This is a genomic window from Sphingomonas parapaucimobilis NBRC 15100, assembly GCF_000787715.1.
Lineage (GTDB): Bacteria > Pseudomonadota > Alphaproteobacteria > Sphingomonadales > Sphingomonadaceae > Sphingomonas > Sphingomonas parapaucimobilis.
Genome location: NZ_BBPI01000041.1, coordinates 1 through 14895, shown reverse-complemented (window position 1 = coordinate 14895; position 14895 = coordinate 1). Strand labels below are relative to the sequence as shown.

Annotated in this window: 14 protein-coding genes; 8 read left to right on the top strand and 6 right to left on the bottom strand. The window is 67.7% G+C overall.

All coding sequences use genetic code 11. From position 1 onward, the window contains the following. Nucleotides 1-17 precede the first annotated feature (17 nt). On the bottom strand, nucleotides 18-908 hold the full coding sequence (locus SP5_RS08185; protein ID WP_042486785.1) for a LysR substrate-binding domain-containing protein: 891 nt from the start codon (nucleotides 906-908) through the stop codon (nucleotides 18-20). A 262-nt stretch (nucleotides 909-1170) separates the two neighbouring features. Here SP5_RS08185 and SP5_RS08180 point away from each other — a divergent pair, with 262 nt between their 5' ends. Further along, nucleotides 1171-3462, top strand: coding sequence for a CDC48 family AAA ATPase (locus SP5_RS08180; protein WP_042486782.1), 2292 nt, complete (start codon nucleotides 1171-1173; stop codon nucleotides 3460-3462). A 142-nt stretch (nucleotides 3463-3604) separates the two neighbouring features. On the opposite strand, the gene SP5_RS08175 is transcribed toward SP5_RS08180, so the two are convergent. Next, entirely contained in the window at nucleotides 3605-3931 is a 327-nt protein-coding gene (locus SP5_RS08175) for an antibiotic biosynthesis monooxygenase family protein (RefSeq protein WP_042486779.1), read from the bottom strand. A 148-nt stretch (nucleotides 3932-4079) separates the two neighbouring features. On the opposite strand from SP5_RS08175, the gene SP5_RS08170 reads away from it, so the two are divergent. Beyond that, a complete protein-coding gene (locus SP5_RS08170; protein WP_042486776.1) occupies nucleotides 4080-4694 on the top strand; it encodes a class I SAM-dependent methyltransferase in 615 nt (204 codons plus the stop codon). A 134-nt stretch (nucleotides 4695-4828) separates the two neighbouring features. On the opposite strand, the gene SP5_RS08165 is transcribed toward SP5_RS08170, so the two are convergent. After that, entirely contained in the window at nucleotides 4829-6016 is a 1188-nt protein-coding gene (locus SP5_RS08165) for a phospholipase D-like domain-containing protein (RefSeq protein ID WP_042486794.1), read from the bottom strand. A gap of 147 nt (nucleotides 6017-6163) precedes the next feature. Here SP5_RS08165 and rpoZ point away from each other — a divergent pair, with 147 nt between their 5' ends. Next, nucleotides 6164-6508 carry a DNA-directed RNA polymerase subunit omega gene (gene rpoZ, locus SP5_RS08160; RefSeq protein WP_042486773.1) on the top strand — a complete coding sequence of 115 codons (345 nt, stop codon included), beginning with the start codon at nucleotides 6164-6166 and terminating at the stop codon, nucleotides 6506-6508. A 78-nt stretch (nucleotides 6509-6586) separates the two neighbouring features. Here rpoZ and SP5_RS08155 read toward each other — a convergent pair whose 3' ends face one another. Both SP5_RS08155 and SP5_RS08150 read right to left on the bottom strand, forming a co-directional pair. After that, nucleotides 6587-6901, bottom strand: coding sequence for a hypothetical protein (locus SP5_RS08155; RefSeq protein ID WP_042486771.1), 315 nt, complete (start codon nucleotides 6899-6901; stop codon nucleotides 6587-6589). A 292-nt stretch (nucleotides 6902-7193) separates the two neighbouring features. Next, nucleotides 7194-8591: a M20/M25/M40 family metallo-hydrolase gene (locus SP5_RS08150; protein ID WP_042486769.1), complete on the bottom strand. Its 1398-nt coding sequence runs from the start codon at nucleotides 8589-8591 to the stop codon at nucleotides 7194-7196. 243 nt (nucleotides 8592-8834) lie between these two features. Here SP5_RS08150 and SP5_RS08145 point away from each other — a divergent pair, with 243 nt between their 5' ends. Together SP5_RS08145 and argB are read left to right on the top strand one after the other, a co-directional pair. Next, complete coding sequence (locus SP5_RS08145; protein ID WP_083748156.1) at nucleotides 8835-9488, top strand: queuosine precursor transporter; 654 nt, start codon at nucleotides 8835-8837, stop codon at nucleotides 9486-9488. Between the two features lie 49 nt (nucleotides 9489-9537). Then, on the top strand, nucleotides 9538-10437 hold the full coding sequence (gene argB / locus SP5_RS08140) for an acetylglutamate kinase (protein WP_042486766.1): 900 nt from the start codon (nucleotides 9538-9540) through the stop codon (nucleotides 10435-10437). Nucleotides 10438-10646: 209 nt separating this feature from the next. Here the strand turns inward: argB and SP5_RS18740 are convergent, their stop codons facing one another. Then, nucleotides 10647-10808 (bottom strand): DUF1674 domain-containing protein, encoded by a 162-nt coding sequence (locus tag SP5_RS18740; protein WP_007407029.1) that lies wholly within the window; start codon nucleotides 10806-10808, stop codon nucleotides 10647-10649. A gap of 69 nt (nucleotides 10809-10877) precedes the next feature. Between SP5_RS18740 and SP5_RS08135 the strand changes: the two genes are divergently transcribed. The 3 genes from SP5_RS08135 to SP5_RS08125 are packed head-to-tail and all read left to right on the top strand — an operon-like array spanning nucleotide 10878 to nucleotide 14668. After that, nucleotides 10878-12221, top strand: coding sequence for an RsmB/NOP family class I SAM-dependent RNA methyltransferase (locus SP5_RS08135; protein WP_439645607.1), 1344 nt, complete (start codon nucleotides 10878-10880; stop codon nucleotides 12219-12221). A 30-nt stretch (nucleotides 12222-12251) separates the two neighbouring features. Beyond that, on the top strand, nucleotides 12252-12908 hold the full coding sequence (gene rpe / locus SP5_RS08130; RefSeq protein ID WP_042486764.1) for a ribulose-phosphate 3-epimerase: 657 nt from the start codon (nucleotides 12252-12254) through the stop codon (nucleotides 12906-12908). Nucleotides 12909-12925: 17 nt separating this feature from the next. Beyond that, nucleotides 12926-14668: a heparinase II/III family protein gene (locus tag SP5_RS08125; protein ID WP_042486762.1), complete on the top strand. Its 1743-nt coding sequence runs from the start codon at nucleotides 12926-12928 to the stop codon at nucleotides 14666-14668. Nucleotides 14669-14895 lie beyond the last annotated feature (227 nt).

The window sequence follows — 14895 nt, the reverse complement described above, 5'->3', positions numbered from 1 at the left end:
TAGGGCGAGCATTTCGCTTACGCCGCTTCGGGATACAATGTCCGGATCAGCCAGTCGTGGAACAGCTTCACCGACTTTTGCTGAAGCGCGCGCGGTCGGCAGACGAACCAGTGGCTGTACGGGCTGTCGACCTCGATATCGAACAGCCGCACCAGACGCGGGTCATGGGCATGTTCGAAATGGCTGGCATGCATGAAGGCGATGCCCAGCCCCTGCGCCACCGCTTCCAGCATCAGGCCGCCCGAGTCGAAGAAGTCGATCGCCTTGGGCTTGATCTCGGTCAGCCCGGCGGCCTGGCACCAGGCGGTGAAGGCGTCGGGCATTTCGCGGTGCAGCAAGGCGGTCATGCCGTTCATCTGCTCGGGACGGAGCAGCGGGTTGGGACCTTCGAGCAGTCGCTTGGCGCCGATGACATAGACCTTGTTGCGGTCGAGTCGCTTGGCATAGAGCGAGGGATCGATGTCGCGGCCCAGCGCGATCACCGCGTCCAGCCCTTCGCCCAGCCGCGCGATGCCGTGTCCGGCGGTGTCGATGTCAAGATGCAGTTCGGGATGCGCTGCGCGCAGCAGGCCCATATGCGGGAACAGCCGCTGCGACGCATAGAGCGGAAGGACGCCCAGGCGCAGGCGCAGCACTTCCTGCCCGCTGGTCATCGCCTCCACCGCGTCCGACAATTGGTCGAGCAGCGGCGCGATCTGCTCCATCAGGCGCTGCCCGTCCTCATTGGGCACCATCGCCTGATGCCGCCTGGCGAACAGCGGCTTGCCGACAAAGCGCTCCAGCGTCTGCACCCGGCGGCTGAGCGCGGGCGCGGACAGCGCTAGTTCCTCGGCCGCCGCCTTGATGGAGCCCAGGCGCACGACCTGGACAAATGCTTCGATCGCACCCAGCGGGGGGAGCCTGCGCATGGCGTACCTGTACTCGTTGACCTATTGGGCAGAAGATTGCACAAACTGCAATCATAGCCAAGCTTTTCGCACTTGCAACATAACGTGTCGCACTGCAAAAGGAACGGGCCTTTCAGGCATCCTCTCCTAAAAACTTTCACGGGCTGGTCGTTTCGATCGGCCCTTTTTTTTGCCCCGGCTGGGCCGCATGCCCTTTTGCGGACCGGAACCCGCCCCCACGTCCCGCGCTTTCGTGTCTCAGACACTTAGCCAAGGGACGATCATGGCCGACAGCGACGCGCCGACCCGCAAGATACAGGTGGCCAATAGCCGCCCCGAGGATTCGGGCCGTGGCCTCGCCCATGTCCCGCGCAGCCTGATGGCGGCACTGGGCATCACCGAGGGCGACGTGGTCGAGATCGTCGGCAAGCAGGCGACCCCGGCGCGGGCGGTTGCCCCCTATCCCGAGGATGAAGGGCTCGACCTCGTCCGCATCGACGGGTTGCAGCGGGCGAATGCGGGCGTCGGCTCGGGTGATTTCGTCGAGGTGCGCAAGGTCGAGTCGAAGCCCGCAACCCGTGTCGTCTTTGCGCCTGCGCAACAGAATCTGCGGCTCCAGGGTTCGGCCCAGGCGCTCAAGCGGACCTTCTTCAACCGGCCGCTCTGCCAGGGCGATGTGGTGGCGACCGCGGGGCAGCAACGCGTCACCAACATGCCGCCGGGCGTCGCGCAATTCATGAACGCGCCGGCCTATGCGCTTCAGGAGATCCGCCTCGCGGTCGTCGCGGCCAGCCCCAAGGGCGTCGTCCATATCGACGAGAATACCGAGGTCGAGCTGCGCCCCGAATATGAGGAACCGCGCGAGGCGCGGCGGGCCGACGTCACCTACGACGATATCGGCGGCATGGCCTCGACCATCGACCAGTTGCGCGAGATGGTCGAACTGCCCTTGCGTTACCCCGAGTTGTTCGAGCGGCTGGGTGTCGAGCCGCCCAAGGGCGTGCTGCTCCATGGCCCGCCCGGCACCGGCAAGACGCGGCTGGCCCGTGCCGTCGCCAACGAGTCGGATGCGCAATTCTTCCTCATCAACGGCCCCGAGATCATGGGCTCGGCTTATGGCGAGTCGGAGCAGCGGCTGCGCGAGATTTTCGAGGAAGCGACCAAGTCCGCGCCCTCGATCGTCTTCATCGACGAAATCGACTCGATCGCGCCCAAGCGCGACCGCGTGCAGGGCGAGGCGGAGAAGCGACTCGTCGCGCAGTTGCTCACCCTGATGGACGGGCTGGAGGCGCGGGCGAATCTGGTCATCATCGCCGCCACGAATCGCCCCGAGGCGATCGACGAGGCGCTGCGGCGGCCAGGCCGCTTCGACCGCGAGATCGTGGTCGGTGTGCCCGACGAGCGCGGGCGGCGTGAGATATTGGGCATCCACACGCGCGGCATGCCGCTGGGCGACAAGGTCGACCTGAACGAGCTGGCGCGCACCACCTTCGGCTTCGTCGGCGCGGACTTGGCGGCGCTGACCCGCGAGGCGGCGATCGAGGCGGTGCGGCGGATCATGCCGCGCCTGAACCTCGAGGAGCGGACCATCCCGGCCGAGGTGCTGGATATGCTGTCGGTGACGCGCGAGGATTTCCTGGAGGCGCTGAAGCGCGTCCAGCCCTCGGCGATGCGCGAGGTGATGGTGCAGGCGCCGACCGTCCGCTGGGAGGATGTCGGCGGGCTCGACACCGCGCAGATGAAGCTGAAGGAAGGCGTCGAGCTGCCGCTGAAGGACCCGGATGCCTTCCGGCGTCTGGGCATCCGGCCCGCCAAGGGCTTCCTGCTCTACGGTCCCCCCGGCACCGGCAAGACGCTGCTGGCGAAGGCGGTGGCGCGCGAGGCGGAGGCGAATTTCATCGCCACCAAGTCGAGCGATCTGCTGTCCAAATGGTATGGCGAGAGCGAGCAGCAGATCACGAAGCTGTTCGCCCGCGCGCGGCAGGTCGCGCCGACGGTGATCTTCATCGACGAACTGGATTCGCTGGTCCCCGCGCGCGGCGGTGGCCTGGGCGAGCCGCAGGTGACCGAGCGGGTGGTCAACACCATCCTCGCCGAGATGGACGGGCTGGAGGAGTTGCAGTCGGTCGTCGTGATCGGCGCGACCAACCGGCCCAACCTGATCGATCCGGCGCTGCTGCGGCCGGGGCGGTTCGATGAGCTGATCTATGTCGGCGTGCCGGACAAGGCCGGGCGGCGGCGCATCCTGGGCATCCAGACCGCCAGGATGCCGCTCGCCAGCGATGTCGACCTGGACGATGTGGCGGCGCGGACCGATCGCTTTACCGGCGCCGACCTGGGCGATGTGGTGCGCCGGGCGGGTCTGATCGCGCTGCGCAAGGCGCCCGGTGCGACCCAGGTCGACATGGCCGCCTTCGACGAGGCGCTGACCGAGGCGCGCGCCAGCGTGACGCCGGAGATGGAGCGCGATTACGAACAGATCGCCGCCAAGCTGAAGCAGGAGGCGGCGGCGATCCAGCCGATCGGCTTCATCGCGCCGGGGATGCTGACGCCGCGAGGGGACAAGACGCCCTGAAAGGTAAGCCTTCCTCCTTCTGAAGCCCCTCCTCCCGGCAGGGGGGAGGGGTTTGGGGTGGGGGCCTGCCACGGGCGATGGTCTCGGTGAGACTCCTTGCCCTCCCCCATCCCCTCCCGCCTGCGGGAGGGGAGCGACCAGATCAACGGGCGGGATCGTTCGCCCAATTATAACTCCGGCCCACCTCGGCCACCGCCACCTCATAGCGCGAATACCATTGCGCCCGCCCGCGCTCCCGGATCGCGGCATGTTCGGGATGCGCCCGCCATGCCAAGGCGCTGGCTTCGTCCGCCCACCAGCTGACGGTGATGCCCAGTCCATCCGCCCCACGCACGCTGTCGACTCCGCAATATCCCGGCTGCCGCGCGGCGAGGGCGTCCATCGCCTCCGCCGCCCCGGCATAGCCCTCCGCATCGCCGACCGTCCGTTGCGACACGAAAATCACCGCGATCTGCCCTGTCCGGTCCATGCCAAATCCCCCGTCGATCGAGTCCGCTTTGCGACGGAATGCAGCACCCCGCCGCAACCCAATAGCTTGAAAGTCGTTCGGCACCTGTGCGACGAGGGGGTTTCCCTCGCGCGTCCCTTACGCGGGGATCACGAACGACAGGAACTCGATGCCCAGCTCGACCACCGCCGCGCGCAAGTCCCGCACCGACGCCACGGGTTATCCGTCGCCCGGCCAGATGTTCTTTCAGCAGTTCCTGAAGCACCCGGTGATGGTGGGCTCGATCATTCCGTCGTCGGGCAAGCTGATCCGCAAGATGCTGGCCCCCGTCGACTGGGCCAACACCAAGCTGTTCGTGGAATATGGCCCCGGTGTCGGCACCTTCTGCCGCCCGATCCTCGAGCGCATGGCGCCCGACGCCAAGCTGATCGCGATCGATACCAATGCCGATTTCTGCGACTATCTCAGCCACACCATCGTCGACTCACGTTTCGCGGCGGTGAACGGCTCGGCGGCGGACGTGCAGAAGATCGTGCGCGACCATGGTTTCGACCATGCCGACTATGTCCTGTCGGGCCTGCCCTTCTCGACCCTGCCGGCCGGCGTCGGTCCGGCGATCGCGCAAGGCACGCATGACGTGCTGCGCCCCGGCGGCGCGTTCCTGGTCTATCAGTTCAGCCCCAAGGTGAAGGACTTCCTGGTTCCGCACTGGTCGAACATCGACCACGACATGGAATGGTGGAACGTGCCCCCGGCGCAGCTCTACTGGGCCTGGAAGGACTGAAGCCGATCCTCCCCGGTACGGGGAGGGGGACCATGCGCAGCATGGTGGAGGGGGCGGGCCGATAAGGGCGACCTGTTTGGAAGCCCCCCCTTCTACAGGGCTTCGCCCTGCCACCTCCCCGCGAGCGGGGAGGATCAATCCCCGTCGGGCGGCTCGATCCCGAAATTCAGCCCGCGCGATACCGACGGGTCGATCACCGCGATCAGCAGATACGCCGCGAACTGGCGCAGCCGCTGGAACCAGCGGGTATTCCGCTTGTACCAGGCGGGCGTGATCGCATCCGATCGCGTGACCTCGCCATCGACATAGGCACGGACATGATCGGCAAAGGCCCGGTCCTCGATCCGCAGCATCAGCTCCAGATTCACGAACAGGCTGCGCATGTCGAAATTGGCCGAGCCGACATGCACCGCATCGTCGATGACGTATAGTTTCGTATGCAGCTTGGTCAGTTGGTATTCGAAGATTCGCACGCCCTTGCGCAGCAGGCCCGCATAGGTGAAGCGCGCCGCCGCGATCGTGGCCTCGTTGTCGGACTTGCCCGCCGTCACGATCCGCACCTCGGCCTCGCGCCGTCCCGCCCGGTCGAGGCGGCGGAGCATGGTGGGGCTGGGGGTGAAATAGGCGGCGATCACGTCGATCCGTCGCCCCCGCCGCATATCCTCGCGCACCGTCCGCGCCCAGGGCGACAGCCGCCGGGTCGGCCCGCCGATCAACCAGCGCAAATTTCCCTTCGACTCGCTCCAATGCGCCAGCGCCTTGTTCAGGTCGCGCAGGCGCCCCCTGGGATTTTGCGTCCAGGCGAACAGCGCATCGAAATACCCCGCCATGCGCGCCGCCGCCGAACCCTCGACCAGCAGGCCCAGATCGCGCCAGCTCTGGTCGGCGGGGGTGCCGAAATAATCGTCCTCGATATTGAAGCCACCGATGATGATCGAGGGGGAAGGCCCTTCGGCATCCGCCAGCGCCAGCTTCTGATGGTTGCGCAGCAGGTAGCGGCGGCCGAAGCGCGGCTCGAACCGCGACAGCCGCGCGCCCGCGTCGACCAGAGGGCGGAAGAACGCCGCGTCCGCGCCCGCGCCGAAGCCGTCGACGATCACCGACACGGCGACGCCGCGCCGGGCCGCTGCGATCATCGCGTCGCGGACCCGCCGCCCGGTCTCGTCATCCGAATAGATATAATAGAGGATGCGCAGCGAGACCTGCGCCCCGTCGATCAGGGCCAGCACCGCCTCCAGTCGCCGTGGCCCCGTGTCGAGCAGGGTCAGCCTTTGCCCGTCGACCTGGAAACCGGGCTGTTCGGGCGGATGGGGGGCGGAAATGGCGCGGCTCCTTGGGGTGTGTGATCCTGTCGAAAACGTAACGACCCAGGGGGTGGGGGCGTTGCAAGCCCAAGGCTTTTGACTTGGGCGGCCTTTGCTGCTAGGCGGCACGCTTTCATCCCAGCATTATTTGCGAAGGACACACGCATGGCGCGCGTCACCGTCGAAGATTGCGTCGACAAGATTCCCAACCGTTTCGATCTGGTGCTGTTCGCGGCGCAGCGGGCTCGTCAGATTTCGGGCGGGGCGGATCTGACCGTCGATCGCGATCGCGATAAAAATCCGGTCGTCGCCCTGCGCGAGATCGCAGAGGAAACGGTTCGTCCGACCCATCTGGAAGAAGCCGTGGTCAACAGCCTGCAGCGCGTCCAGATCGACGACGAGGACGAGGCGGACGATGTCGGCAGCCTGCAGGCCTCGGCCGAGGCGCTGCGCCTGACCGCCGCCGCTCCGCCGCGCAACCAGAATCTGGGCGCCGATTACGACGGCTGATCGGCCGTCTGTCGGACCCTCATGAAAAGGGCCGGTGCGAACCCTCGCACCGGCCCTTTTCGTTTGCGGCATAGCGGCTCAATAGCCGCGCCAATAATCCCACCGGGCGGCATGGCGTTCATGCCGGGCAAAACGCGCGTCGCGTCGCGCTTCGTGCCGTCGCACGGCGGCGGCATGGGCATAGGCATCGGCCGCGCGGTAATCGCCATAATAGGCCGCCTCGTCCGCCGCCCGCTGGTCGCGCCCCGCCTGCCAGGCATGGACGTCCGCTCCGCGCGCGGCCTGATGCGCACGATATTCGTCATAACGCCAGCCCTGCGCACTGGCGGCCGTGGCGGTCAGCATGGCCCCACCGGCGAGGACCGCCAGCAATCCGGTCTTGAGCATCTTCATGGCAATAGCCTCAGAACCATAATCTCCCGTATGGCGAGGATATTGCTTCATTTAATCTGAACCGCGCGTGGCGGCGGCGTTCAGCGGATTGGCAGCTTGGTGGCCGATATCCGCCGCTCCCCATCGGGTCTTCGTCATGCGATCGTCGCCACCTTCATGCGGAGAAGGGGGCGGTTGCCCTGTCTGGGCGCGACCCATCCGCCCGCACCGATCTTCATCGGCGATTTCGCCGTCTATCCCCGCCTGTCGATCCGGCGCGGGGCGCCCCTTGTCAGGCCCCGCGCCATTCCTCTCAATAGGCATAGGCCCGGACGAGATCGTAGAGATAATCCCGCCCGTCATAGAGCGAGCTGACCCGGATCCGCTCGTTCAGGCCATGGATGCCCGACATGTCCTTTTCAATGAACATGCCCGGCGCGCCGTAGACGGGGATGCCGATCGCCTGGAAGAAGATACCGTCGGTGGCGCCGGTCGACATCATCGGGACCAGGGGCACACCGGGAAAGTGCTTGGCGGCGAGCGTCTTCATCGGGCCGATGATCTTCGGGTCGAGCTTGGGCGGAATGGCGGTCGGGCGAACCGGCTGGTTGGCGGTGACGGTGATCTTGGGGCCTGCCAGCTCCTTCAGCTTCGCCAGCGTGCCCTCGACCGTTTCGCCGGGAAAGATGCGGCAATTGATATTGGCGGTGGCGCGCTGGGGCAGGGCGTTTTCGGCGTGACCTGCCTGGAGCAACGTCGCGACGCAGGTGGTGCGCAGTGTGGAGTGCAGCGCCTTGTCCTGGCTGACGATCGCGTCGGCGGCCTTGTCCTCCGGGTTGGCGAGCAGCCGGGTGATCGCATCGCCCAGCTGGCCGCCGACCTTTTGCGCGGTTGCGGTCAGGAAGGCGCGGGTGGTGTCGGTCAGGTGGACGGGGAATTCGTAACCTTGCACCGCCTTCACCGCGTCGGCGAGTTCGTAGATCGCATTTTCCGGCGTCGGCTGCGAGCTGTGCCCGCCCGGATTGGTGGCGAGGAAGGTATAGTTCTGCGCCGCCTTCTCGCCGACCTGCACCGCCAGCAGCTCGCGCTTGCCGTCCGAATCGAGCCGCCCGCCGCCGCCCTCGTTCAGGACGAATTCGGCGGCGATCAGGTCGGGCTTGTTCTTGGCCAGCCATTCCGCGCCGTTAAAGGCGAAGGTCGTCTCCTCGCCACAGGTCAGCGCCATCTTGATCGTGCGCTTGGGCGGCGTCTTCTTCAGGCGGATCAGCGTGTCGGCCCAGACCGCGCTCATCGCCTTGTCGTCGACGGTGCCGCGGCCATAGAGGAAGCCGTCCTCCTCGATCAGCTTGAACGGATCGCGGGTCCAGTCCTCACGCTTGGCCTCGACCACGTCGAGATGGCCGAGCAGCAGCATCGGTTTCAACCGCTTGTCGGTGCCGGGCAGGACCGCGACGATGCCGCCGTCCTTGGGATGTTCGGGGACCGAAAACAGGGTGATGTCGGCTTGCCCGTATCCCGCCGCCTTCAGCCGTTCGGCGATCTGGGCGGAGGCCTGGGTGCAGCTGCCGACCGACAGGCTGGTGTTGGTTTCGACCAGCTGCTTGTACAGGTCGAAGAACGCCTTCTGGTCCGGGCGATCCTGCGCCGCCGCGATGCCGGGCAGCATCGCCAGCGTCGCCGCCACCCCGCCGAGCCATTTTGCCAACCGCATATGATCCCCCTTTTGTTGCTTTGGCGGAGAATAGAGCGTGTCGCGGGGCGCGGTGCAAGCGGTTGAGCTTCCAATCCTCCCCGGCACGGGGAGGGGGACCAGCGGAGCTGGTGGAGGGGGCGTGCCGCGCGCGACGCCCTGTGTAGGAATCCCCCCTCCACCACCGCTGCGTGCGCCACCTCCCCGTGTCGGGGAGGATCGCAAGTCCTTTGCCCCGGACCGATTTCGCGCTAGCAGTCGCCGATGGACCAGCCCGACATTTCCGCTCGCCCCCGCCTGATCACGCCGTCCCTGTTCGCCCTGTCGATCTTCTATGGCGGCATGGTCTGCATTGCGGGCGTGCTGGGCAACAAGCAGGTGGCGCTCGGCCCGCTGGCGGTGGAGGCGGGCATCTTCGCCTTCCTGCTGCTGGTCGTGACCTCCAGCGCGGTGGCCGAGCTGCATGGCCCCGCCACCGCCGGGCGGCTGGTGCGGGTGGGCTTCGTGCCGCTGCTGGTGTCGCTCGTGCTGTCCTTCATCGTCTACACGCTGCCCGCCTCGCCGGAGATGATCCCGGCCAATCGCGACGCGATCCAGCTGGTGCTGGGTTCGACCTGGCGGATCTGGCTGGGCGGCATCGTCGCTTACGGCGTGTCGCAGACGCTGAACGTCACCATCTTCGCCGCGCTGAAGGGCAAGGAGGGCAGCAAGCTCCTCTGGCTGCGCGCGGCGATCGCCAGCATGCTCAGCCAGGTGGTCGACACGCTGCTGTTCGTCACCATCGCCTTTTACGGCGCCTTCCCGATCGGCCAGCTGCTCGTGGGGCAGATGATCGCCAAGGTCACGCTGTCAGCCGTGCTGGTGCCGCCGCTGATCTATGTGTTCGTCGGGCTGGGGCGGCGGCTGGACCGCGCCTGACCCATATTGCCGGTTTTCCCCGCCGCGCGCGCGCGATAAAGGGCCGCTCATGACCAACCACGATCCCGACGCCGCCCTGCTCGCCAAGGCCGAGACGCTGACCGAGGCGCTGCCCTATCTTCAGCGTTATGCGGGCAAGACCTTCGTGGTGAAATATGGCGGCCACGCCATGGGCGATCCCGAGCGGCAGCGCGACTTCGCCGAGGACATGGTGCTGCTGAAGGCGGTCGGCATCAATCCGGTCGTGGTCCATGGCGGCGGGCCGCAGATCGGCGCGATGCTCAAGCGGCTGGGCGTCGAGTCGCAGTTCGTCAACGGCCTGCGCGTCACCGACCGCGAAACGGCGCAGATCGCCGAAATGGTGCTGGCGGGTTCGATCAACAAGGAAATCGTCAGCTGGATCGCCGCCGCCGGGGGCCGCGCCGTCGGCATCTCGGGCAAGGATGCGGGCCTCGTCATCGCCGAGAAGATCCAGGGGCGCGAGGCCGATCCGCTCCAGGGCATCGAGCGCCATGTCGACCTGGGTTTCGTCGGCGAGCCGGTCGCGGTCGACCCGCGCCTGATCGAGAGCCTGTGCGCCGACGGCATCATCCCGGTCATCGCGCCGGTCGCGATCGGGCTGGACGGGCACACCTATAACATCAACGCCGACACCATGGCGGGCGCGATCGCCGCGCGGCTGGGCGCGTCGCGCTTCTTCCTGCTGACCGATGTCGCGGGCGTGCTGGACAAGCAGGGCGAGCTGATGACCGACCTGAACCCGGCCAAGATCGCCGAGCTGCGGACGGACGGGACGATTTCGGGGGGGATGATCCCCAAGCTGGAAACCTGCGTCAACGCGGTCGAGGCCGGCGTGGACGCGGCGGTGATCCTGGACGGGCGGGTGCCGCACGGGATGCTGCTGGAGATCTTCACCAGGCAGGGGGCGGGGACTCTGGTCCGTCGGTGATTGGGGTGAGGTCGGGGCATGGCCTTCGACTTCGCTCAGGCTGAACGGCGGTTGGATTTCCCTGACCCATCCTCTTGCCGCTCCCCGCCCGCAGGCGGGAGGGGATGGGGGAGGGCAGGGAGTCTCACAGAGACCATCGCTTGCGGCTTTTCCCTCCCCCGGCCCCTCCCGCCTGCGGGAGGGGAGAAAGAAGTAGAGGGCCTCTCCCCTCAAAAATCGACCGCGATCCCCTTCAATTCCCAATCCCCGTAGCGCACCGGGTTTTTCCCCAACGGATCCTCCTGCGGCTCCGGCTTGGCCTCGGGTTGCGGCACGGGCGGGTTCTGCGACAGATAGGCGGGCGGCTTCACATGGTCGGGGCGCTGGCCCATGGGCGGTCCTTTCGACTAAGGGGACGAATATATTGCAGCCCATGTCGGGGCTGACAGGAGTTTTGCCAAGTGACACGTCCTCCCCAATCGCCGACCCGTGGCCGTCCCGATCGCCGGGGTGCGCCCAAGGGTGAGGACCGGCGCGGGCGGCAGCAGCGCCCGACCGAGCCGCTGGGCACCGCCGCCCGCCGCGCCGCCATCCGCCTGCTCGACGCGGTGCTGCGCCGGGGCGAGCCGCTGGAGGCCGCGCTGGCGTCGGCGACGCGCTCGCTTCCAGGCGGACCGGATCGCGGCCTGGCCCATGCGATCGCCGCTGAGACGTTGCGCCGCCTGCCCGATCTCGACGCGCTGATCGACTCGGCCACCAAGCAGCGCTTGCCCGACGATGCCAAGGCGCGCTTTGCCTTGCGCATCGCGCTGGTCCAGGTGCTGGCGCTGGGCACGCCGCCGCATGCGGCGATCTCGACCGTGCTGCCGCTGGTCGATGGCGGCCCGCGCAAGCTGGTCCACGGTGTGTTCAGCACGATCACCAAGAGCGGCGTGCTGCTCCCCGAAATCCCGGCGCTGCCCGACGCCACCGAGGCACGCTGGGAAGAGAATTGGGGCGAGGAGATGGTCGAGGCCGCCGCCCACGCCATCTCCGCCCCGCCGCCGCTCGACCTGACGCTGGCCGATCCCTCCGCGACCGAGGAATGGGTAGAAAAGCTGGGCGGGGTCAGCCTGCTGCCCGGTCATGTGCGTTTGCCGTCGGGTAACGCGGTGATGGAGTTGCAGGGCTTCGACGAAGGCGCCTGGTGGGTGCAGGACCTTGCCGCTTCGATCCCCGCGCGCCTGCTGGGGCAGGGCAGGGGCCATGTGCTCGACCTGTGCGCCGCGCCGGGGGGCAAGACGCTCCAACTCGCCGCCGCCGGATGGACCGTCACCGCCATCGACCAGTCCGAGTCGCGCCTCGCCCGGCTCGCTGAAAATCTGGAGCGCACCAACCAGTCGGCCGAGGTGGTCACCGCCGACCTGCGCGAATGGGCGCCCAAGGATCAGGTCGACGCGATCCTGGTCGACGCGCCGTGCAGCGCCAGCGGCATCTTCCGCCGCCACCCGGACGTCCTCTACCGCGTCCGCCCCGCGATCGTCGCCGAGATGGCCGCGTTGCAGCGCGTCATCCTGGGCCGCGCCGCCGACTGGCTGAAGCCCGGCGGGACCTTGGTCTATGCCACCTGCTCGCTGGAGCCGGAGGAGGGCGAGAATCAGATCGCGGCCTTCCTGGCCGAGCGCCCCGATTACGCGCTGGTCCCGATCGCTGGCGAATGGCCGGGGATCACGGACAAGGGCACGATCCGCACCCTGCCGACGATGCTCGCGAAAGAAGGGCGGCTCGACGGGTTCTTCATCGCGATGCTGCAACGCAAAGGCTGACTTGGGCGCGATATCCGGGTAAGGGGGGCCATGCATCCCGTCCGTATCGCTCCCTCCATTCTGTCCGCCGATTTCGCCAAGCTGGGCGAAGAAGTCCGGGCCATCGACGCCGCGGGCGCCGACTGGATTCACATCGATGTGATGGACGGCCATTTCGTGCCCAACATCACCATCGGCCCGGCGGTGGTGAAGGCGCTGCGCCCGCACACGACCAAGCCGTTCGACGTGCATCTGATGATCTCGCCGATCGACGCCTATCTCGACGCCTTTGCCGAGGCGGGCGCGGACACCATCACCGTCCACCCGGAGGCGGGGCCGCACATCCACCGCACGATCCAGCACATCAAGGGGCTGGGCAAGCGCGCGGGCGTCGTCCTGAACCCCGCCACGCCCGCCAAGATGCTGGATTACCTGATCGACATGGTCGACCTGGTGCTGGTGATGAGCGTGAACCCCGGTTTCGGCGGCCAGAGCTTCATCGAAAGCCAGCTCAAGAAGATTTCAGCGATCCGCAAGATGATCGAGCATTCGGGCCGCGCCATCGACCTGGAGGTGGATGGCGGCGTCGACCCGGCCTGGGCCAGGCGCTGTATCGAGGCCGGGGCCGATGCGCTGGTCGCGGGCACTGCCGCCTTCCGGGGTGGCCCGGAGCATTACGCCGCGAACATCGCCGCTTTGCGCGGTTGAGCGGGTCGTTGACTCCAATGCGCGATCGCATGGGGGCCGAAGAGGCCCGTATTGCCGCCGACAGCATCGAGGAAGGCAAACGCCTGGTCCGCGTCCAGAGCGGCGGCCTGTCGCTCGCGGATCGGCTCAGCGAGCATCTCCACCGGCTGACCTGGCGCACGCCGCTCCATTCGCTGCGGCTGAAGGGGCGGCATCCGCTGAAGCTGATGGCGGTGCCCGAGGATCCCGTGCTGGGCGATATCGAGCGTGGCCATGCGCTGCTCGGCGGCGTGCTCGACTGGCGCGGCGAGGAGCGCGGGGTCGAATCGATCGACTTCGCCCGGCCCGACTGGTCGACCGGCTTTGCCGATCATCTGCACAGCTTTGCCTGGCTGCGCGACCTGTCGACCGTCGCGACGCGGGCGCAGGGCGCGCCGATCGCCGAATATCTGATGGGCCGCTGGCTCGACGCCTTTGCCGAGACGGTCGATGCCACCGCCTGGCGGCCCGATCTGTGGGGGCGGCGCATCCTGTTCTGGACCGCGCATGCGCCGCTGATCCTGTCATCGACCGATCTCGTCTATCGCTCGCGCGTGCTCAACACGATGGCGAGGGGGGCGCGGCATCTGGATCGCGGCGCGGACAAGGCGCCCGCGGGCGTGGCGCGGATCGCGGCCTGGTGCGGGGTGATCGCGGCCGGTCTGCTGCTGGCGGGCGGTGATCCGCGCCAGGCGTTCGGCGAGGCGGGGCTGGCCCGCGCGCTCGACACCGGGCTGTTCACCGATGGCGGCGTCATCGCGCGCAGTCCGGCGGTGCAGCTCGACGCGGTGATGCTGCTGACCATGATGCGCGAAGTCTATGACGCGCGCGGGCTGGCCTTTCCCGAACAGTTCCAGACGCGATTGCAGCGGATGATCTCCGCGCTGCTGGGCGTCATGCACGGGGACCGCGCGCTATCGAGTTGGCAAGGCTCCGGCCCCGAAACGCCCGAGCGGATCGCCGCCGTCATCGAGGCATCTGGCGTGCGCACCCGGCCGCTGCGCCAGGCGGGTGACTGGGGGTATCAGCGATTGGCGGCGGCGCAGGCGGTGCTGGTCATGGATGCCGCGCCGCCACCGATCGCGCGGGCGATCGAGGGTGGCTGCGCCTCGACGCTGGCTTTCGAGTTTTCGGACGGCGCGCAACGCATCGTCGTCAATTGCGGCGGCGCCCGCGCGACCGTGGCGCAGGTGCCCGCCAGCCTCGCCCATGGCCTGCGCACCACGGCGGCGCATTCGACGCTGACGCTGGGCGACAGCAACTCCACCGCCATCCATGCCGACGGCACGCTGGGGCGCGGCGTCGCCCAGGTCGAGCTGAGCCGCCAGGAATCGGACGCTGCGAGCCGGATCGAGGCGAGCCATGACGGCTATGTCCGCCGTTACGGCTTCACCCATCGCCGCCAGCTATTGCTGACCGGCGACGGCCGCGAGCTGCGCGGCGAGGATGCGTTGCTGCCCGAAGGGCGCAAGCGGCAGGCGGGCAGCACGGTATTCGCCCTGCGCTTCCATCTCGGCGACGGGGTGGAGGCGATGGTGACCGCCGAGAGCGGGCAGGCGATCCTGCGCCTCGACGATGGCGCATTGTGGCAGTTCCGCTGCCGGGGCGGCACGCTGGCGATCGAAGAGTCGCTGTGGATCGACGGCACCGGCCGTCCGGTCGCCACGCAGCAACTGGTCGTCACCGGCGAGACGCCTGCGGGCGGCGCGCATGTCAGCTGGGCGTTCAAGCGGGCGCTTTAAAAGGGATTGTTGGCGCGGAGGCGCGGAGAACGCAGAGATGGCTGGCTTGCCGCTCTGACAAGCTTTCTACTCCGGCAGGTTGGTGATCCGAGGGGTTTGCCCCAGAGCCAAACCCCTCCGCGTTCTCCGCGCCTCCGCGCGAACCCATAAAATCCTCCCCGGTACGGGGAGGGGGACCACCCGCAGGGTGGTGGAGGGGGGAGTGCCAATAGGGACGATCTGTGCGG